Source organism: Streptomyces sp. JH34 (genome assembly GCF_029428875.1).
GTDB lineage: Bacteria > Actinomycetota > Actinomycetes > Streptomycetales > Streptomycetaceae > Streptomyces.
Genome location: NZ_JAJSOO010000001.1, coordinates 5,619,140 through 5,639,159 on the forward strand (window position 1 = coordinate 5,619,140; position 20,020 = coordinate 5,639,159).

15 protein-coding genes are annotated in these 20,020 nt (G+C 70.7%); 9 read left to right on the forward strand and 6 right to left on the reverse strand.

Annotation, left to right across the window (positions count from 1 at the left end; genetic code table 11):
* Window positions 1-77 precede the first annotated feature (77 nt).
* Window positions 78-1,334, reverse strand: coding sequence for an SLC13 family permease (locus tag LWJ43_RS25210; protein WP_277334491.1), 1,257 nt, complete (start codon window positions 1,332-1,334; stop codon window positions 78-80).
* A gap of 73 nt (window positions 1,335-1,407) precedes the next feature.
* A complete protein-coding gene (locus LWJ43_RS25215) occupies window positions 1,408-2,319 on the reverse strand; it encodes a rhomboid family intramembrane serine protease (protein ID WP_277334492.1) in 912 nt (303 codons plus the stop codon).
* A 243-nt stretch (window positions 2,320-2,562) separates the two neighbouring features.
* Here LWJ43_RS25215 and LWJ43_RS25220 point away from each other — a divergent pair, with 243 nt between their 5' ends.
* The 3 genes from LWJ43_RS25220 to LWJ43_RS25230 all read left to right on the forward strand — a co-directional run bounded on the left by LWJ43_RS25220 (window position 2,563) and on the right by LWJ43_RS25230 (window position 5,753).
* Window positions 2,563-3,084 (forward strand): pyridoxamine 5'-phosphate oxidase family protein, encoded by a 522-nt coding sequence (locus LWJ43_RS25220; RefSeq protein ID WP_277334493.1) that lies wholly within the window; start codon window positions 2,563-2,565, stop codon window positions 3,082-3,084.
* Between the two features lie 543 nt (window positions 3,085-3,627).
* Entirely contained in the window at window positions 3,628-3,831 is a 204-nt protein-coding gene (locus LWJ43_RS25225) for a cold-shock protein (RefSeq protein ID WP_003969786.1), read from the forward strand.
* Between the two features lie 203 nt (window positions 3,832-4,034).
* Complete coding sequence (locus LWJ43_RS25230; RefSeq protein ID WP_277334494.1) at window positions 4,035-5,753, forward strand: DEAD/DEAH box helicase; 1,719 nt, start codon at window positions 4,035-4,037, stop codon at window positions 5,751-5,753.
* 101 nt (window positions 5,754-5,854) lie between these two features.
* On the opposite strand, the gene LWJ43_RS25235 is transcribed toward LWJ43_RS25230, so the two are convergent.
* Window positions 5,855-6,925 (reverse strand): ankyrin repeat domain-containing protein, encoded by a 1,071-nt coding sequence (locus LWJ43_RS25235; RefSeq protein WP_277334495.1) that lies wholly within the window; start codon window positions 6,923-6,925, stop codon window positions 5,855-5,857.
* A gap of 38 nt (window positions 6,926-6,963) precedes the next feature.
* Entirely contained in the window at window positions 6,964-7,869 is a 906-nt protein-coding gene (locus tag LWJ43_RS25240) for a hypothetical protein (RefSeq protein WP_277334496.1), read from the reverse strand.
* A 257-nt stretch (window positions 7,870-8,126) separates the two neighbouring features.
* Here LWJ43_RS25240 and LWJ43_RS25245 point away from each other — a divergent pair, with 257 nt between their 5' ends.
* A complete protein-coding gene (locus LWJ43_RS25245; protein WP_277334497.1) occupies window positions 8,127-8,903 on the forward strand; it encodes a S1 family peptidase in 777 nt (258 codons plus the stop codon).
* A 6-nt stretch (window positions 8,904-8,909) separates the two neighbouring features.
* Here LWJ43_RS25245 and LWJ43_RS25250 read toward each other — a convergent pair whose 3' ends face one another.
* A complete protein-coding gene (locus LWJ43_RS25250) occupies window positions 8,910-10,715 on the reverse strand; it encodes a glycoside hydrolase family 35 protein (RefSeq protein ID WP_277334498.1) in 1,806 nt (601 codons plus the stop codon).
* 156 nt (window positions 10,716-10,871) lie between these two features.
* Here LWJ43_RS25250 and LWJ43_RS25255 point away from each other — a divergent pair, with 156 nt between their 5' ends.
* The 5 genes from LWJ43_RS25255 to LWJ43_RS25275 all read left to right on the forward strand — a co-directional run bounded on the left by LWJ43_RS25255 (window position 10,872) and on the right by LWJ43_RS25275 (window position 17,684).
* Complete coding sequence (locus LWJ43_RS25255) at window positions 10,872-11,195, forward strand: chorismate mutase (RefSeq protein WP_277334499.1); 324 nt, start codon at window positions 10,872-10,874, stop codon at window positions 11,193-11,195.
* 145 nt (window positions 11,196-11,340) lie between these two features.
* A complete protein-coding gene (gene pepN / locus LWJ43_RS25260; RefSeq protein ID WP_277334500.1) occupies window positions 11,341-13,932 on the forward strand; it encodes an aminopeptidase N in 2,592 nt (863 codons plus the stop codon).
* 346 nt (window positions 13,933-14,278) lie between these two features.
* Window positions 14,279-15,679 carry a pyridoxal phosphate-dependent decarboxylase family protein gene (locus LWJ43_RS25265; RefSeq protein ID WP_277334501.1) on the forward strand — a complete coding sequence of 467 codons (1,401 nt, stop codon included), beginning with the start codon at window positions 14,279-14,281 and terminating at the stop codon, window positions 15,677-15,679.
* A complete protein-coding gene (locus LWJ43_RS25270) occupies window positions 15,676-17,106 on the forward strand; it encodes a lysine N(6)-hydroxylase/L-ornithine N(5)-oxygenase family protein (protein WP_277334502.1) in 1,431 nt (476 codons plus the stop codon). The genes LWJ43_RS25265 and LWJ43_RS25270 overlap by 4 nt, the downstream gene beginning before the upstream one ends.
* A 131-nt stretch (window positions 17,107-17,237) precedes the next feature.
* Window positions 17,238-17,684, forward strand: a complete 447-nt coding sequence (locus tag LWJ43_RS25275) for a hypothetical protein (protein ID WP_277334503.1) — start codon at window positions 17,238-17,240, stop codon at window positions 17,682-17,684.
* 492 nt (window positions 17,685-18,176) lie between these two features.
* Here the strand turns inward: LWJ43_RS25275 and LWJ43_RS25280 are convergent, their stop codons facing one another.
* The gene (locus LWJ43_RS25280) at window positions 18,177-19,988 is read right to left on the reverse strand and encodes a bifunctional metallophosphatase/5'-nucleotidase (protein ID WP_277334504.1); all 1,812 of its coding nucleotides are present in this window, start codon (window positions 19,986-19,988) and stop codon (window positions 18,177-18,179) included.
* Between the last annotated feature and the right edge of the window lie 32 nt (window positions 19,989-20,020).

Here is a 20,020-nt window from a genome sequence, read left to right on the forward strand (position 1 = left end):
CCCGCCCCGTCCCCGACCGGACACGGCGGGCGCCGCGGCGCGTCCGGGCGCGCTCAGCGGGGCGTGGGTTCAGGTGATCAGCTGATCAGCGCCAGCGCGGACACGGCTGCCAGGGTGCCCGTCACCGACAGCACCAGGCCGGTACCGAGGAAGCGGCCCATACCGATCCGCGTCCCGTGCCAGCGGCACCGCTCGAACCACAGCAGCGTCGCCAGCGACGCCCACGGCGTGACGAGGGGACCCACGTTCACCCCGACCAGCAGCGCCAGCAACTGGTCGTGATTCCCCACCGGCACGACCGCCTCGCCCGCCAGATACGCCGGCAGGTTGTTCAGGACGTTCGACAGCCCCGCGCCCACCGCCGCGGACCGCAGCATCCCCACGAAGCCGTCGTCCGAGCCGAGCGCGGACTCCAGCAGCGCGTGCAGACCGTGCGCGCCGACGGTCGCCACCACCAGGAACATCCCCGGTACCAGCACCAGCAGCCGCCACGGCACCAGGGACAGCCGCAGCTCCTGCCTGCGCCGCACGGCGAACGCCACCACGACCACCACCATCGCGGTCAGCGACGCCGACCACAGCGGAACGTCCGCCACCAGGATCGCCAGCAGGAAGCCCGCACAGGCCACCGAGCAGATCCGCAGCAGGACGGGGTCCCCGGCCACCGGAGGACCCGGCGGGGTGTACCGGTCCGCGCCGCGCCGGCCACGACGCCAGTAGAAGACCCACAGGCACACCGACGTCACAGCGATCGCGGCGAGCTGGGGCAGCAGCATCACCGCGGCGAGACCGGACGGCGACAGCGCCACCCGGTCCGCCGCCAGCAGATTCGTCAGGTTGGAGACCGGCAGCAGCAGACTCGCGGTGTTGGCGAGCCACACCGTCGTCATCGCCAGCGGCACCGCCGCGATCCCCACCCGAGTGGCCAGGGCCAGCATGACCGGGGTCAGCAGCACCGCCGTGGTGTCCAGATTCAGCGTGATCGTGGTCAGTGAGGCGAACAGCACGCACAGCCCGAAGAGCAGCGGATAGCGCCCGCGCCCCGCCCGTGCCACCCAGGTCGACACCACGTCGAAGACCTGGGCCCGGCCCGTCAGCTCGGCCATCACGATCACGGTGCCCAGGAACACCACCAGCGGCCCCACACGCCGCATCTCCTCCGCTGCGGCACCCGAGGGCAGCAGCCCCGTGACCACAGCGAGCAGCCCCAGGAACAGCAGAGCCCCGGCGAGCCAGTCGAGCGGGTGCAGCCGCCGGAGGATCCCGCCCGGCCCGTCGGCCGGTCCACCGCTCCCCGAGCCCGCGGCCTCCGCTTCCGACACCTCTCTCACCATGAAACGATGGTCCCAGAAGGCGGACCCGGCTCACGTACCGGAGGATCCGGCCGCCACGCCGTCAGAGCGGCCGTCACGCCCCGGTCAGAGCGACCGTCCGCAGGGCGACCACCACTGCCAGCAGCACGACCAGGACCGCCCCGCCCGCCAGCTGCGCCGCGGACGTGCGCAGCCTGGCCGGCGCGTACGCGAGCCCGTAGGTCACCAGCCCGCCGGTCAGCAGCCCGCCGAGGTGCCCCTCCCATGAGGTGAACGCGGCGGAGATGACCATCCAGAGCAGGAACCCCGCCATGAAGCGGTTGACCGGCCGCATGTCATGGCCCAGACGCCGGTTGATGACGTAGAAGGACGCCGCCAGACCGAAGATCGCCCCCGAGGCGCCGACCGCCGTCGTCTCCGGCGAGACCAGGTACACCAGGACCGAACCGCCCACCGCCGACAGCAGATACAGCGCGAGATACCGCGCCCGGCCGAGCTGGCCCTCCACCATCCGGCCGAGGTTCCACAGCGCGAACATGTTGAAGACCAGGTGCATCACACCGAACGACGCGTCCGGCGGCAGATGCAGGAAGGCACCCGTCAGCAGCCGGTACCACTCCCCGTCGGCCACCCCGGTCAGCTCGAGCCCGGGGTAGGCCTCGCCCTTGTAGTAGTACTGCACGCCCGACGGATCGACGAGAACCGCACCGAGCATCCCGAACCGGTCCACGGTCTCGGACCTGAACACCTCGACCACGTACGCGACGATGTTCAGCGCCATCAGCACGTAGGTCACGACCGGCGCGGCGGCGCCCGTCACCGCCCCGCCGAACAGCGAACGGGCCTGACGGACCGAACGCTGCCCCTCCTTCACGCACTCCACACAGTGGTGCCCGACCGACGCCTCACGCATGCAGTCCGGGCAGATGTACCGGTCGCAGCGCGTGCAGCGCACATACGCCTCCTGCGACGGATGGCGGTAACACGTGGTGGCGGCGGCCTCCATGGCCGGCTCCTTCATTCGTCGACGGGGAGGAGCGCCGCAGGGGGCGGCGGCGCTCAAGATAGCGAACGGCGGTGAGGAGCGGCACAACCGGGTGCCGCGGCGTCACCCGCCCGCGACCACCGCGACCACCGGGGCGGTCGGGCGGCCCCGGCGCACCCGGGACGTGCGGCGCCGACGTCCGATCAGGTGACATGCCCGGACTCCGGGGAAACACGACAGGAGACGTCCTGATCCAGCGGTTCGATGGCCCCCATGACATCGACCGTGACACCGAGTTCATGGCAGGACTTCCGCGCGGCTGAGCCCGCCTTCGCCGACACCGTGCGCGAACGGTTCCAGCTGTACAGGCACCACGTCCTGGCGACCCTGCGCGTGGACGGATCACCCCGGGTCACCGGCCTGGAGGTGGAGTTCCGCATGGACGCCCTGTGGTTCGGCATGATGCCGAACTCCCGCAAGGCCCTGGACCTGCGGCGCGACCCGCGCTTCGCCGTCCAGGCCAACCCGGGGCCCGACGCCGAGATGACCGACGGGGACATCCGTGTCTCCGGGCGTGCCGTGGAGATCACCGACGCCGCCGTGCTGGCCCGCTTCGTCGAGGAGGTGACCCCGCCGGAGCCCTTCCTCCTCTTCCGCGCCGACCCCGCGGAAGTGGTCCGCACCGGACTCGACGGCGACGACCTCGTCGTCCAGGTCTGGCGCCCCGGCCACCCCCTGCGCACGCTGCGCAGGGCTGCCGACGACAGCCCCGTACGCGAGTCGTGACCGGAATGCCCGCCGGCGGCTCTGCCACCACCTCGACTCGAAGGAGTCGACGGCCGACGCGATCCTCTCCACCACTCGTCCGGCGTAACACCCCGCCACGGATCCGGCCGTCCCACGACCTGCGACCCGAGGCGCTCCGCTGCGGCATCCGGGTGAACCCGCCCCGTGCGTGGGCGCCGGACGCCTCCGACGACGCGGCCGGGGGAGACGTCCCACCGGTCCCGCGGCCGGTGCACGGCCTCGGGAGAACAGGGCGGGAAGCCTCCCGGAACGACTTCGGAACACGGTGTGAACCGTCCGTGCCGCCGCGTCCGCCGGCGGATTCCCCGACGCGCCGTCGCGGAGTGATCTGCCGCTCGACGACAGAACGTGCTACGGTTGCCGAGTTGCAGTTTTGGTACCCATGAACTTTATGTGCGCCTGACGGGAACCCTCCTCAGGCGCTTTATTGTTTTCCGGCTTTCTCCGGATGGGGCTCAATGCGGCGACTTGGAATTCGTAAAGTGCGGATTTCCGGCACTGCACCTCTTTTAGGAGAATGACATGGCTACTGGAACCGTGAAGTGGTTCAACTCGGAAAAGGGCTTCGGCTTCATCGAGCAGGACGGCGGCGGCGCCGACGTCTTCGCCCACTACTCCAACATCGCCACCTCGGGCTTCCGTGAGCTCCAGGAGGGCCAGAAGGTCTCCTTCGACGTCACGCAGGGCCAGAAGGGCCCGCAGGCGGAGAACATCGTCCCGGCCTAATCGCCGGACGCGTACCTCGCAGCCGGGGCCCGCACCGTCAAGGTGCGGGCCCCGGTTTGTGCTGTTTCCGACTCGTCGTCACCCCCGGTTCAGGCCCAGCCACCGGGACACCTGCTCTGTGCATGCATCCTGGGGCGCACAGATCCGAGCAGTCCGCAGCAGTCGGCAGTGATCCCAGGAATCCCCCAGGAGGGAAATTCCGTATGACCCGCTCCGAACGCCAGGACCGACCGACCCGCAACCGCCCCATAAAGGGCCGCGGCACGGACCGGCCGCAGACGAACACCCGAGGCGCGGGCCGCGCCCCGGCACGCCGCAGGCCCGCACCGCCCCAGGGCGGCGAATTCGCCCTGCCGCAGACCGTCACCCCCGCGCTTCCGGCCGTCGAGTCGTTCGAGGCGCTCGACATGCCCGCCGCGCTGCTGAAGACCCTCGCCGCGCAGGGCGTGACCGAGCCCTTCCCCATCCAGGGCGCCACCCTCCCGAACTCGCTGGCCGGCCGTGACATCCTCGGCCGCGGCCGCACCGGCTCGGGCAAGACGCTGGCCTTCGGCCTCGCGCTGCTCGCCCGCACCGCGGGACGCCGCTCGGAGCCGCACGCCCCGCTGGCACTCGTCCTCGTCCCCACCCGGGAACTCGCCCAGCAGGTCACCGACGCGCTGACGCCGTACGCGACCGCCGTGAACCTGCGCGTCGCCACCGTCGTGGGCGGCATGTCGATCAGCAGGCAGTCCGGTGCGCTGCGCCGTGGCGCCGAAGTCCTGGTCGCCACGCCCGGCCGCCTCAAGGACCTCATCGAGCGCGGTGACTGCCGGCTCGACGCGGTGTCCGTCACCGTCCTCGACGAGGCCGACCAGATGGCCGACATGGGCTTCATGCCGCAGGTCGTCGCGCTCCTCAAGCAGGTCGAGCCGGACGGGCAGCGGATGCTGTTCTCGGCGACCCTCGACAAGAACATCGACCGGCTGGTCAAGATGTTCCTCACCGACCCGGTGGTGCACTCGGTCGACCCGTCGGCCGGCGCCGTCACCACCATGGAGCACCACGTGCTGCACGTGGCGGACGAGACGGACAAGAAGGCCGTCGCCACCCGCATCGCGGCCCGCGACGGTCGCGTGATCATGTTCGTGGACACCAAGCGAGGCGCGGACCGCTTCGCCAAGCGGCTCCTCGCCAGCGGTGTGCGCGCCGCGGCCCTGCACGGCGGACGCTCCCAGCCGCAGCGCAACCGGACGCTGGACCAGTTCAAGACCGGCGAGGTCACCGCGCTCGTCGCGACGAACGTGGCGGCACGAGGCATCCACGTCGACGACCTGGACCTCGTCGTCAACGTGGACCCGCCCACCGACCACAAGGACTACCTCCACCGGGGCGGGCGCACCGCCCGTGCCGGGGAGTCGGGCAGCGTCGTCACGCTCGTACTGCCCGACGAGAAGCGCGACATGACCCGGCTCATGCAGGACGCCGGCATCGCACCGCTCACCACCCGGATCAAGTCCAGCGACGAGGAACTCAGCCGCATCACGGGCGCCCGTGAGCCGTCCGGCGTCGCGGTCGTCATCGAGGTGCCGGAGCCGACGCAGCCCAAGCCGCGCACGCGCGGCGGGAGCCAGGGATCAGGCTCGGCCACGGGCGGGTCGTTCCGCTCGGGCAGCCGTGGCCGCGGCCGGGGCCGTAGCGGCACATCCGGTGCGGGAGCGGGCTCCGGCGCCGCTCAGGGCACCGGAGGCGCGGCCCGCGGCGGTGCGGGCGGCGGCGCGCGTGGTGCCGCCGGTGGCGGCAACGGCGGTGCCCGCGGCAACGGCGGAGCGCCTCGCGGTGGAGCCGGCGGCGCGGGCGGCTCCGGCCGCGGCGCCGGGGCCGGCCGGGCGGGCGGCACGGGGCGCGGCAACGCTCCCGGCCGCGGACGCCGGGCGGCATGACCCGCGGGACGTGGTGACCGGCGCTGCCGGTCACCACGTCCGTCGTACCCCTCCTGGACGCGGGGCCCGCCGCCACCTCGCGGTGGGCCCCGCACCCGTTCTCACTCCTCGCGCGAGGAGTCGTACCCGGCGAGCGCCCGCTCCGCCGCCCCGGCCGGTACCGCTTCCCCGGACCGGGCCAGCTCCCGCAGCAACGGAACGGCCCGCCCGGCGAACGGCCTGCCGCCGGTGTGGAAGCCGAGCCGCGCCAGCACGTCCGCCCCGAACGCCTGCCGCAGCGGATCCCCGGCGGCCGTCCACGCGGCCGCCGCCTGGAACGTCTCCTCGTCGCCGCGCAGCCACAGCGTCCCGGCGGCCTCCAGCCAGTTCTCCAGCCCGGGGTCTCCGTCCCGCATCGCCCGGACGGCCAGTTCCTCGAACGGGGTTCGCACACCCAGCTCGTTCTCCAGGAGCGTCGCGATCGCCCCGTGCCCCGTCTGCAGGTCCTGTCCCGCGAACGGCTCCCCGTCCCGCAGCAGTTCGACCGTGACGGTCACCCCGCCGTCCACCCGCTCACGGCGCACCGCACTCGCGTGCTCCCCGCCCCCGTACATCCGGCGCAGCGCGCCCCGGAGCTCCTGCTCGACATCCGAGGCGAGCATGCGCCGGGCCTCCTCCAGGGCGGGGGACAGGCCGCCGGCGCCGTGCCGGAGCAGGGCCCGCACGGTGTGGACCGATCCGCGCCGGGCCGCTACCACCAGCGGGGTCTCGCCCTGCGGACCGGGCAGGTCCGGATCGGCGCCGTGCTCCAGGAGGGCCTCCGCGACCCGTGCGTGACCGAGGCCCGCGGCCCAGCGCAGCGCGGTGAAACCGAACGCCTCGCTCAGGTCGGGATCGGCTCCCGCGGACAGCAGCGCTCCGACGACCTCCGCGTGGCCCCCGCACGCGGCCCCGCACAGCGGCAGATCTCCCGCCTCGGGGCCGCTCGCCCGGTCCGGGTCCGCACCCGCGGCCAGGAGCAGACGGACCACGCCGGGCAGGTCCTGCACACAGGCCAGGTAGAGCGCGGTCGTCCCCTCCTCGTCGCACGACTCGGCGGACGCGCCCGCGCGGAGCGCCCGTACGACGGCGTTCTCGTCGTCGTACAGCGCCTCGAAGAGGCTCCCCGCGCCTCCCGCCGGACCATTCGTCATACACCGACCCTACGGCGGGCCCGGTGCGTACCGGATTCTCAGGTGTCGCACTCCAGGACGGTGCGGCACAGCCCGCACCGGGCCCGCGTCCGGCCGCGGACCGGCACCCGGACGCGCTGGTGGCAGGTCGGACAGGGGAAGGAGACCCGCAGCCCGTCCGCCCCGCTCTCGAAGGCGTACGGAACGGACGGGTCCGGGGTGACGGGGTGGTCGGCGGCGTACCGGCGGTCCTTCGCGTAGCGGCGTCTGCCCGCCCACCCCGCGGTCGTCAGCGGGGGCCGCTGCAGGTCGCGCAGGGCCTCCGCCCGGCCCTCGGTGTACGCCGTGTACGCCTGCGGGCTGGTGAACCACACGGACGGGTCCTCACCGAAGACCATGGCGCGCTTGGCGAGTACGTACCCGAACTCCTCGGGCGTGAGATAGCCGAGCTTCTGGCTGGAGACCGCGTCCTGGCGGAAGGCGTCCAGCAGGAGCCAGCCCGCGCCGAGATAGGCCGTCACCGTGTCCGTGAGGATCTCGTTGTCGCGGGTGCCGGGGAGTTCCAGTCCCAGCCGGTGCAGCAGCACATGGGTGATCTCGTGTGCCAGCGCCGCCCCGATGTCACGGCGGTGCGTGCGGAACCGGTCGTTGAGCTCGATGAAGTACTCGGGCCCTGACGTGAGTTCGACGCTCGCGGCGTGTTCCATCCGTCGGAAGCCGACGACGACACGGGCCTGCGGCAGGCGCAGGTGCCGGACCAGGGCTCCGGCCACCCGCTGGGAGCCGAGGTACAGGTCGTCCACGTCGGAGAAGGCGGCGTCGGCCGGGGCGAGGCTCGTGGCGTAGGTGAGCACACCGTCGGGGGAGACGCGCCGGTAGAGCGCGGTGATCGCGGACCGCACCGCGTCGAGGTGCGGGAACCCGTGGACGACCGGACCGCCGTCCCTGCTGCTGCCGTCGCTCACGACCGAACCCCCATCAATGGCGCTCAACGGACTTTCACTCTAAGGGCTGTCCGGACGGAACCCGCCGACGGGCGGGACGCGGATCTTGGCCGGAATCCCCGCCTTGTGACAGCGGTGATCGCTTCCCGATAATCGGATCCTCCTTGTCGAGGACATGTCGAGAAGTGGTTCGGCGTGTGCCCTGACCAGGACGAGCACCCCCCGCACGCCTGCATCGCCACCCCCGTCCCGACCCCCACAGGAAAGCAGGCCACCTCGTGAAGCACCTTCTGCGCGCAGTCAAGAGATGCTCCGTCATAGCCGCCGTGGCACTCGCCACCCTCAGCCTCCAGCCCGCGAACGCCTCCGCCGCCCCCGCCCCCGTCGTCGGCGGCACCCGCGCCGCCCAGGGCGAATTCCCCTTCATGGTCCGGCTCTCCATGGGTTGCGGCGGCGCCCTCTACAGCCAGACCATCGTGCTCACCGCCGCCCACTGCGTCAGCGGATCCGGCAACAACACCTCCATCACCGCCACCGCCGGAACCGTCGACCTCCAGTCGTCCTCCGCCGTCAAGGTCCGCTCCACCAAGGTCCTCCAGGCCCCCGGCTACAACGGCGTCGGCAAGGACTGGGCACTGATCAAGCTCGCCCAGCCCATCAACCAGCCCACCCTGAAGATCGCCACCACCACCGCCTACGACAGCGGCACCTTCACCGTCGCCGGCTGGGGCGCCGCCACCGAGGGCGGCGGCCAGCAGCGCTACCTCCTCAAGGCCAACGTGCCCTTCGTCTCCGACGCAACCTGCCAGCAGGCCTACGGCAGCGACCTCGTGCCCAGCCAGGAGATCTGCGCCGGATACGTCAGCACCGGCGGCACCGACACCTGCCAGGGCGACTCCGGCGGCCCCATGTTCCGCAAGGACAACGCCGGAGCCTTCATCCAGGTCGGCATCGTCAGCTGGGGCGAAGGCTGCGCACGCCCCGGCTACCCCGGCGTCTACACCCAGGTGTCGACGTTCGCCTCCGCCATAGCCTCGGCCGCCTCGACCCTCTGACCCGACTCACCCCGCCACACCCCCGGGGGCACCCGTCCTGACGGGCGCCCCCGGACCCACCTCCACGAACAGCTCCCCGGCCTCCTCCAGCTCCAGCACCCACACCTCATTGGCACCCTCACGCAGCACCGGCCCCGGCACATACAGCGTCCGCCCCGGCCCCACCGACCAGTAACGGCCCAGGCAGAACCCGTTCACCCACACGAACCCACGGGTCCAGCCCGGCAGCTCCAGCCCCGCATGCCCCGCCCCCGCCACGTCCTCCACCTCGAAGAACCCCCGGAACAGCCCCGTCCGCCCCACCGCGCCGGCGTCCCCGAACCGCACCCGGCCCACCGCCCCCGGCTCCTCGAACGCGTCCAGACGCAACGCCCGCGCCCGCACCCCGTGCAGGAACTGCCGCTCGTGCAGCACCCCACCGGTGACGCCCTTCGACTCACCCAGCCGCGGACCGTAGTTGATCCGGCCCAGCGACTCCACCCACAACTCCACCTCGGCCGGACCCGCCACCGGCTCCTCCAACGTGTGGTCCTCCTCCGTGAGCACCCCCGCACGCACCCCGTCCACGAACACCACCGCCCGGTCCCGCAGCCCGGAAACCCTCAGCGGATACGCCTGCCGAGGCCCCGGCACCGCGACCCGGTAACGCACCAGACCACGGTCCACCCCCAGATCCTCGAACGTGGGCGGCACCCCCGCCTCCACCGTCTCCGCATCACCCAGCGCCTCCAGCACAGCCGGCAGCCCCGCACCCTGCGTCAACCCCACCCGCACCGTCCCACGCAACCCCACCGGCTCCGGAGGCGGCGCGGGCAGCGGACCGTCCACGAACTCCTCCAGCACCTTCCGCATCAACCAGAACTTCTCCGTGGCCCGCCCGTACTCGTCTATCGGCGCGTCGTAGTCGTACGACGTCACCGTCCCCACCAGCTCCTGATCCTGCAGCGGCCCCGCACGGTTGGCCCCCGACCACCCGGCGAAATTCGTCCCCCCATGAGCCATGTACACATTGACCGACGCCCCGCACTCCAAGATCTCCCGCAACGCCTCCGCCGCCTCCGCCGGATCACGCACCACAGGCTCCGCACCCCACTGCCCGAACCAGCCGCACCAGAACTCCATACACATCAACGGCCCCCGCGGCCGGTGACGCCGCAGCACCCCGAACGCCTCCCGCGCCCCCGAACCGAAATTCGCCGTCGCCAGCAGACCCGGAACCGAACCACCCGACAGCATGTGATCCTCCGGCCCGTCCGACGTGAACAACGGCACCGTCACCCCACACCGCCGCAACAGCCCCGCCAGCCACTCCAGATGCACCCGGTCCGAGCCGTAACTCCCGTACTCGTTCTCCGCCTGCACCATGATCACCGGACCGCCCCGGGTGACCTGCCGCTGCACCACCTGAGGCAGCAACTCCCCGAACCAGCGCTCCACCGCCGCCCCGTACCCCGCGTCCCGGGTCCGCACCCGCCGGCCGAACCGCCCCGTCACCCACGCCGGCAGCCCCCCGTTCTCCCACTCGGCACAGATGTACGGCCCCGGACGCACGATCGCCAGAAGCCCCGCCCCGTGCACCGCGTCCAGGAAACGCCCCAACGCACCCACATCCCGGAGCACACCCGGCCTCGGCTCATGCAGATTCCACGGCACATACGTCTCCACACACATGAGACCCATCGCCCGCATCATCGACAACCGGTGCTCCCACTGCGCCTCGTGCACCCGGAAGTAGTGCAGCGCCCCCGACAGCAACCGCACCGGCTTCCCGTCGAGCAGGAAGTGCTCGTCCCCCACGCCGAAGTCAGTCATCGTGTACGTACGCTCCTGTGTGCGAGATCCATGACGGCCCCACAGCATCGCGTCCCCGTGCCCACCGGTCCATCCCCGTCCACCCGATGACCACCCCGGGCCCGCGGCACCCGGCCGCCGACCACCCCACGACCCGTACGTCTAAGCTCGCTGACCATGACCACGAGCGATATCGACGAGTACGCCACCGCCGAGCTGAACCGGCTGCGCGAAAGCATCGACAACATCGACGCCGCAGTCGTCCACATGCTCGCCGAGCGCTTCAAGGCCACCCAGCAGGTCGGCCACCTCAAGGCCGCCCACCACCTGCCGCCCGCCGACCCCGCCCGCGAAGCCCGCCAGATCGCCCGGCTCCGACAGCTCGCCGAGAGCGCCCGGCTGGACCCCGCCTTCGCCGAGAAGCTACTCAACTTCATCGTCGCCGAGGTCATCCGCCACCACGAGCGCATCGCCGAGGAATCCACCGGCCCCGACGCCTGACCCACGGGCCGGCCCCCACCGGCCCCCCCCACCCCACCCCGCCGCCCGAGCCGCCGCACAGCCCGCAGGAACCGCCCCACGCCCGCCGTCAGCCCTGCGAGAACCCCACTGCACAGCCCCGTACCCGTACGGCAGCATGGGCGCCATGTCCGTACTGACGCGCAACGAAGCGCAGACCCGCGCCCAGCTCCTCGACGTACACCGGTACACGGTCGACCTCGACCTCACCACGGGCGAGGAGACCTTCGACTCCCGGACCACCATCCGGTTCACCGCCCGCACGACCGGGGACACCTTCGTCGAGATCAAGCCGGAAACCCTGCGCTCCCTCAGCCTCGACGGACAGCCGCTGGACCCCGAACGCCTCGACGGGAACCGCTACCCCCTGGACCACCTCACCGCCGGCCCCCACGAACTCACCGCCGACGCCACCATGCGCTACTCCCGCACCGGCGAAGGCATGCACCGCTTCACCGACCCCGCCGACGGCGAGACCTACCTCTACACCCAGCTCTTCATGGAGGACGTCCAACGCGTCTTCGCCGCCTTCGACCAACCCGACCTCAAGTCCGTGTTCGACCTCACCGTCACCGCGCCCACCGGCTGGACCGTCCTCGGCAACGGCACCGCCACCCAGACCACCGACGGCCGCTGGAACATCGCCCCCACCCCACCCATCTCCACCTACCTCGTCGCCGTCGCCGCAGGCCCCTGGCACTCCGTCACCACCCACCACGCCGGCCTCCCCTTCGGCATCCACTGCCGCCGCTCCCTCGCCCCCCACCTCGACGCCGACGCCGACGAGATCCTCGACATCACCCGCGCCTGCTACGACCGCTACCACGAGAAGTTCGACGAGCCCTACCCCTTCGACTCCTACGACCAGGCGTTCGTCCCCGAATTCAACGCCGGCGCCATGGAGAACCCAGGACTCGTCACCTTCCGCGACGAATTCATCTACCGCTCCGCCGTCACCGACACCGAACGCCAGACCCGCGCCATGGTCATCGCCCACGAAATGGCCCACATGTGGTTCGGCGACCTCGTCACCCTCACCTGGTGGGACGACATCTGGCTCAACGAGTCCTTCGCCGAATACATGGGCTACCAGACCCTCACCGAAGCCACCCTTCCCCAAGCCCTCAACTCCGTTCGAGCAGGGGAGACCCCATTCCCCGACACCTGGGTCGAATTCGGTGTCTCCCGCAAGGGCTGGGGCTACGACGCCGACCAGCGCCCCACCACCCACCCCGTCGCCCCCGACCCCGACGCCGTCCCCGACACCGCCTCCGCCCTCCTCAACTTCGACGGCATCTCCTACGCCAAGGGCGCCTCCGCACTCCGCCAACTCGTCGCCTGGCTCGGCGAGAAGGACTTCCTCGCCGGAATCAACACCCACTTCGCCCGCCACAAATTCGCCAACGCCACCCTCGCCGACTTCATCGACAACCTCGCCGCCGCCACCGACCGCGACGTCCACACCTGGGCCGACGCCTGGCTCCGCACCACCGGCATCGACACCCTCACCGCCCACGTCGAGAACACCGGCCACAGCTGGAACCTCACCGTCGACCGCGCCGGCACCCGCCCCCACCGCATCACCGTCGGCACCTACGACCACAGCCTCGACACCCACACCGGCACCGACCAGCTCACCCCACGCGACCGCTTCGACATCGACATCCCCCAGAACGGCACCCCCACCACCCGACCCGGAAAGCGCCCCGACCTCGTCGTCCTCAACGACCACGACCTCACCTACGCCAAGATCCGACTCGACCCCGACTCCTGGAACACCGCCCTCACCCACCTCTCCGGCATCCCCGAACCCCTCACCCGCGCACTCATCTGGAACACCGCCCGCGACATGGTCCGCGACGGCGAACTCCACCCCACCGTCCACCTCACCGCCGCACGCACCCACCTCCCCTACGAAACCGACCTCGCCCTCGTCCAAGGCGTCCTCGGCTTCGCCGCCACCCAGATCACCGACCGCTACCTCCCGCCCCAGGACCGGCCCACCGCCCTCGCCACCCTCACCACCCTCTGCCGCGACCTCCTGCGCCGCACCGAAGGACTCACCGCCAAGGACTGGGAACAGGGCCTCGGCACCACCACCCCCGGCAGCCCGGACCCCGGCCTCCGCCTCACCGCCGTACGCCACTTCATCGACGCCGCCACCCAGCCCGACGCCATCCAGGACTGGCTCCACGAAGGCACCGTCCCCGGCGGACCCGAACTCGACCCCGAACTCCGCTGGCGCATCCTCACCCGCCTCGCCGTCCTCGGCGCCACCGACGAGACCGCCATCACCCGCGAACTCGACAAGGACCCCAGCGCCACCGGACAGGAAGGCGCCGCCCGCTGCCGCGCCGCCCTCCCCACCCCCGAGGCCAAAGCAGCCGCCTGGCAAGCGATGTTCAACGACGACACCCTGTCCAACTACCTCTTCACCGCCACCGCACAAGGCTTCTGGCAGCCCGAACAGAGCGAACTCCTCCACCCCTACGTCGCCCGCTACTACCCCGACGCCATCGCCCTCGCCGCACGCCGGGGCCCCGCCATCGCCGAAGCCGCCGGACGCCACGCCTTCCCCGCCCACGCCGTCGACCCCGACAGCATCCACCTCGGCGAACAAACCCTCACCGACCCCGCCCTCACTCCCGCCCTGCGCCGCAAACTCACCGACCAGCTCGACGACCTCCGCCGCGCACTCGCCGTACGCGACGCCCACTGAACGAAGCCCCCTCGCGCCACACCCCACCCACCGGGCAAGGGAACACCCGCCGTACCCACCGCCCACCGACCGGGAGCACCCTGCGCCCCGCGGACGCGGCGCACCCCCCGCACCACGCCGGCCGACCCGCCGCACCACCCACGACCGTGCCCGGCCCCCACCACAAGGGGCCGGGCACAGCCATGCGACCAACGAACGCACATACCAGCCCCACGGCCCCCACCACCGTCAAACCTCACCGCAGTACCCCTTTCGGGTTCAGATCGTTGGGCTCTTCGGCCGCCCCCTCCGCACAACGGAAAAGCTGGCAAGACCGCCCCCGCGTACCCGAAGGACCACATCACCCATGCCCACCCCGCCCCTCGCCGGAGGCACAGCAGGCCCCGCCCACCTGCGCCCCCTCATCGACACCGTCCTCACCGCACTCCACGACGGCGCCACCCGCCGCAACGGCCCCCTCCCCGCCGGAGGCCCCACCACCGTCACCCACCACCTCCACCACACCACCGGCCCCCTCATCCCCGACCACGGCACCGGCGCCCACCACGCCCTCCGCACCCTCGTCACCGCACTCGCCGAAGGCGCCGCCGACCCCGCACACCCCCACTGCGCCGCCCACCTCCACACCCCACCCCTCGCCCTCGCCGCAGCAGCCGACCTCGCCGCCTCAGCCCTCAACCCCTCCATGGACTCCTGGGACCAGGCCCCCGCCGCCTCCGCCCTCGAAACCGCCCTCACCACCGCACTCGCCACCGAGATCTACCCCCACACCCCACAACCCGACGCCCTCATCACCACCGGCGGCACCGAAGCCAACCAACTCGCCCTCCTCCTCGCCCGCGAACGCCACGGCCCCGTCCAGACCATCTGCGCCACCAACGCCCACCACAGCATCACCCGCGCCGCCTGGCTCCTCGGCCTCCCCCGACCCGTCGTCATCCCCGCCCCCAACGGCGTCATGGACCCCACCGCACTCCGCGACGCCCTCCTCCACAACGACGGCCCCCTCCTCGTCACCGCCACCGCCGGCACCACCGACACCGGCCAGATCGACCCCCTCACCGACATCGCCGACCTCACCACCACCCACGGCGCCGAACTCCACATCGACGCCGCCTACGGCGGCCCCCTCCTCTTCAGCCCCACCCACCGCCACGCCCTACGCAGCCTCCACCGCGCCCACAGCGTCACCCTCGACCTGCACAAACTCGGCTGGCAACCCGCATCCGCCGGCATCCTCGCCGTCCCCCACCACCACCACCTCGACGCCCTCCACCACCACGCCCCCTACCTCAACGCCGACGACGACACCGACGCCGGACTACCCGACCTCCTCGGCCGCTCCCTCCGAACCACCCGCCGCCCCGACGCCCTCAAGATCGCCGTCACCCTCCAGGCACTCGGCCGCGACGGACTCGCCGACCTCATCGACCGCACCATCACCACCGCCCACCACCTCGCCGACCTCATCGACGCCCACCCCACCCTCGAACTCCACGACCGCCCCACCATCAGCACCGTCCTCTTCCGCCCCACCCACACCGACGACACCACCGTCGCCACCATCCGCCGCACCCTCCTCCACCGCGGACACGCCGTCCTCGGCCGCACCCGCACCGAAGACGGCCTCTGGCTCAAAGCCACCCTCCTCAACCCCCACACCACACCCGACGACCTCCAACGCCTCCTCACCCTCGTCACCCACGCCCACACCGGCGCCACCAAGGAAGGCAGCACCCCCCGATGAACGACCGGACCACCCCCGAAGGCGACCGGCCCCACGACCTCATCGGCATCGGCCTCGGCCCCTTCAACCTCTCCCTCGCCGCACTCGCCCACGGCCTCCCCACCACCCCCGGCAACCCCCTCACCACCGCCTTCTACGAACAACGCCCCGCCTTCCACTGGCACCCCGGCCTCCTCATCGACGGCGCCACCCTCCAAGTCCCCTTCCTCGCCGACCTCACCACCCTCGCCGACCCCACCAGCCCCTGGACCTTCCTCAACTACCTCCGCACCCGCGAACGCCTCTACCCCTTCTACTTCGCCGAGCAATTCCACATCCACCGAGCCGAATACGACGCCTACTGCCGCTGGGTCAGCGAACAACTCCCCACCATCCACTTCGACCACCAGGTCGACGCCGTCCACTGGAACGCGGCCCACTCCCACTACGAGGTCGACTGGACCCGGCTCGGCCCCGACGGCGAAACCCAGTCACAAGGACACACCCACACCCGACACATCGCCCTCGGCGTCGGCACCGCCCCCTTCATCCCCGAACCCCTGCGCCCCCTCGCCGAAGCCCCCGCCATCCCCGTCATCCACTCCGCCGACTACCTCCACCACCGCGAAGAACTCCTCGGAGCCGGCCACATCACCGTCATCGGCTCCGGACAGTCGGGCGCCGAGATCTTCCTCGACCTCCTCCGCGCCCGCCCCCTCGGCATCGAGAAGATCCACTGGCTCGCCCGCACCCAGGCCTTCGCCCCCATGGAGTACTCAAAACTCGGCCTCGAACACTTCACCCCCGACTACACCCACTACTTCCACGCACTCCCCGAGCACGTACGCGACACCCTCGTCCCCCAGCAGTGGCAACTCCACAAAGGCATCGACACCGACACCATCACCGCCATCCACGACGAGCTCTACCGGCGCACCCTCCACGGCGGCTGGCCCGACGCCACCCTCACCCCAGGAGTCAGCGTCCGCACCGCAGGCCGCCTCTCCGGCCACGGCAACCGCATCGAACTCCACCTCGAACACACCCAGCAAGCCACCCGAAGCCGCCTCACCACCGACGCCGTCGTCCTCGCCACCGGCTACCGCGAACGCCCCCTCGACACCCTCCTCACCGGCATCGCCCCCCACATCCGCCGCGACACCCAAGGACGCCCCCGCATCCACACCGACTTCCGCCTCGACCTCGACCCCACCCTCACCGGCAACATCTACGTCCAGAACGCCGAACGCCACACCCACGGAGTCGGCGCCCCCGACCTCGGCCTCGCAGCCTGGCGCAGCGCCACCATCCTCAACAACCTCACCGGCACCACCCCCTACCCCCTCCCACACCGCACCGCCTTCACCACCTTCGGCCTCACCCCCCGCACCACCCCCGCCATCCCCGGCCAGAGCCCCACACCCGTCCCCCTCGCACAGGACCACTGACCACCACACGAAGGCGGCCGCCCCCAGGACCAGGAACGGCCGCCACACATGAAGGAACTCCCGTACTGGCACACTTCGATGACGAGCACGCCGGTCGGCGCGCTACCTGCGGCAGCAAGGGGTGAGGCACGTTGGCCCGCAAAAACGGGCGAAGCAGGGGACTCCTGCTGACCTGGTGGGTGGTCGGCCCACTGGTCGCGATCTGGGCGGGCAACCTTCTCTTCTCCGCCATGAACGAGACCAGCGCGGACCTCGGAGCCCTGGAGTCCACCGGCAAGCACTTTCTGGAAAAGCTCGGCGCAGGAGACGGCGACGGAGTCTGCGCGACCATGACCCGGACAGCACGGTCCGAACTCGCCGCCACCCAGCGCAAGAACACCTGCCCGCAAGCCGTCAAAGCACTCATAGCACCCCTGAGCGAAGCAGAACGGGATGAGTTGGCCGGTTCCTACGAAGCCAGGTTCTTCGCGAGGAGCGGCAGCACCGGACACATCAAAGTCGACGACAACCCTCTCCAGATCAGCGAACTGCTACTTTCCGGGAACGACGGGAAGTGGCTGGTGAACGAGTGGCGTTGACAGCCGACTGAGGAGTGTGAAATTCGGATCCGATACGCGGTTCCACACGGACCACTGCGCGGAGCAGCGGAAACAGGCGAGCTCGCCGCCGACGCGGTCGAGGCGGATCAGAAGCCGGCGGCGGCCCCGGCGGGGGACCCGCCGGAACCATGACCGCCCAGCCGCAGAAGCACTCTCCCCTCTGCGTCGCGACCGGCCCCGAGAGCCAGTGCTGGGACCGCTTCCGCACCTTCCCGGCCAAGGCGTCAGCGCGAAACCTCCCCGCTCCACAGCCTGCCCCTGACCAGGCAGCCTACGAAGCGGGGACATGGCCGACGCCGCCTTCCCCTAGGGCGGACCCCGATGTCGGAGCACCGCAACAGACCTCGGCGCCCGCGACCCGGCCCACGCGGTCCCGTGCCCCCGGCCTCCCAGAAACCGGCCGATCATCGCGGCGGCCAGATCCGTCCCCCGAGCCCCCTGCCAGCAAGACCGCCACCTACAACCGCCGTACTAGAACACCGGCACACCGTCCCGCGTCAAACGCCAGTCCACCGAAGCGAACTCCGCCGGATCCACCGAACCCTTCGCCTGGACCCACCCGATGATCGTGTTCCGGATCTCGTCCGAATTCGCCCACAACTGCTTCGCACCCGGCACATGCGGGAAGTTACCGCCACCACTCGCCCGGTAGTTGTTCACCGCGAACACGAACCGCGCCGCCGGATCCACCGGCGCACCCTCGAACGACAACCCCACGATCCGCGAACCGACCGGCTTCGCGATATCGATGTCGTACGTCACACCCGACACCACGTCGTAGTTGTAATCCGGAATGTTCTCCGCGTTCGTCAGCTTCGACGTGTCCACCGGCACCCCCGCAGCCGTCTGCACGTAGTACTTCGCCGAGAACTCCAGGTAGTCCTTCAGCTCGGCCCCCGTCAGAAGCCGCGCCTCCAGCGTGTTCTCGAACGGATACAACCCCGCAGCATCCCTGATGGTCACCTCACCCGCGGGAATCGCCGCCGTACGCGAGAAACACGCCGCCTGCGACAACACCGGCAAAGCCGCGTACTCCCCACCCGCCAGCGCCGCCCTCACCGTCTCCGCCTGCACCAGATTGATCAGATCGATGACCGGCTCGTCCTTCCACGGCGCGTCCGCCGTCGACATCGCCGCCACCGACGTACCGATCACCTGGTTCACATACGCCACCACCTCCCGGTGCTCAGCACCCAGCAACGACGTGATCCGCGGATCCTCCTCCACCGTGTTCGAGTTCAGCACCGAGGCACCGACCTTCTCGACCACCCAACGACCCTTCTCCCACACCAGATCGAAGTCGAACAGCGTCAGCCGCTGACCCCACTTCAACGGCTCCGAGAGAACGACCCGCTTCCCCGTCTCCTTGTTCGTCACGAAGTACTCGGGAATCTCCGAGTGCGCGTGACCCACCAGAATCGCGTCGATCCCCGGCACCTGCTCCGCGACCAGACCCGCCGCGTTCTCGACGTACGGCACCTGATCCCCGTACGACGACGTGCCCGACGACCCCGAATGCGCCGAAACGATCACCACGTCCGCACCCATCGAACGAAGCTTCGGCACCCACTTCGCCGCCTGCTCCTCAAGACCCGGGAACACCATCTTCCCGCCCACATTCGCCTTGTCCCAGATCGCGATACCCGGATTCGTCAGACCCAGCACCGCAACCCGCACATCACGACCGTGCGGCGTACGCACCCGCTTGATCACATACGGCGCGAAAGCAGGCCGCAACGTCTTCGCATCCAGCGCATTCGCACCCAGCAGCGGGAAATCACACTGCTCCTCGAACTTCCGCAACACCGGAATCCCGTAGTTGAACTCATGATTCCCGAGCGCCGCGGCGTCATAACCGATCTTGTTCATCGCCTGCGCCATCGGATGCACCGGGCCGCGCTTCGCCGTGATCGGATCGATCTTCGCGTAGTAGTACGACAACTGGGTGCCCTGGATCGTGTCACCCGCATCGATCAGCAACGTGTTCCCGCGCCCGCGATCCTCACGGATCTGGTTCACCAGCGTCGAGATCTTCGCCAGACCGACGTCGTTGTGCGCCTTGTCGTCGAACTCCTTGTCCGTGAAGTAGTCCCAGTTGAAGACGTTCCCGTGCAGGTCCGTCGTCCCCATCACCGTGAACGAGTACCGCTTCGGCGGACGCCCGTGACCGTGGCCCTTCGCCTCCGAGGCCACCGCCGGCCCCGCCCCGACCCCGCCGGCCAGCGCCACACCCGCACCGGCCACGGCCGAACGGCCCAGAAACGTCCTACGGTTCAACGGCATCCTTGACTCCTCGTTCGTGCGAACAACGCGCG

Bases quoted from the DNA above. Each gene is read 5' to 3' on its own strand.
- LWJ43_RS25225 (WP_003969786.1), top strand. From the start codon at position 3,628: ATGGCTACTGGAACCGTGAAGTGGTTCAACTCGGAAAAGGGCTTCGGC.
- LWJ43_RS25270 (WP_277334502.1), top strand. From the start codon at position 15,676: ATGAACGACCGGACCACCCCCGAAGGCGACCGGCCCCACGACCTCATC.
- LWJ43_RS25235 (WP_277334495.1), bottom strand. From the start codon at position 6,925: ATGACGAATGGTCCGGCGGGAGGCGCGGGGAGCCTCTTCGAGGCGCTG.
- LWJ43_RS25265 (WP_277334501.1), top strand. From the start codon at position 14,279: ATGCCCACCCCGCCCCTCGCCGGAGGCACAGCAGGCCCCGCCCACCTG.
- LWJ43_RS25280 (WP_277334504.1), bottom strand. From the start codon at position 19,988: ATGCCGTTGAACCGTAGGACGTTTCTGGGCCGTTCGGCCGTGGCCGGT.
- LWJ43_RS25215 (WP_277334492.1), bottom strand. From the start codon at position 2,319: ATGGAGGCCGCCGCCACCACGTGTTACCGCCATCCGTCGCAGGAGGCG.
- LWJ43_RS25250 (WP_277334498.1), bottom strand. From the start codon at position 10,715: ATGACTGACTTCGGCGTGGGGGACGAGCACTTCCTGCTCGACGGGAAG.
- LWJ43_RS25210 (WP_277334491.1), bottom strand. From the start codon at position 1,334: ATGGTGAGAGAGGTGTCGGAAGCGGAGGCCGCGGGCTCGGGGAGCGGT.
- LWJ43_RS25255 (WP_277334499.1), top strand. From the start codon at position 10,872: ATGACCACGAGCGATATCGACGAGTACGCCACCGCCGAGCTGAACCGG.
- LWJ43_RS25220 (WP_277334493.1), top strand. From the start codon at position 2,563: ATGGCCCCCATGACATCGACCGTGACACCGAGTTCATGGCAGGACTTC.
- pepN (WP_277334500.1), top strand. From the start codon at position 11,341: ATGTCCGTACTGACGCGCAACGAAGCGCAGACCCGCGCCCAGCTCCTC.
- LWJ43_RS25230 (WP_277334494.1), top strand. From the start codon at position 4,035: ATGACCCGCTCCGAACGCCAGGACCGACCGACCCGCAACCGCCCCATA.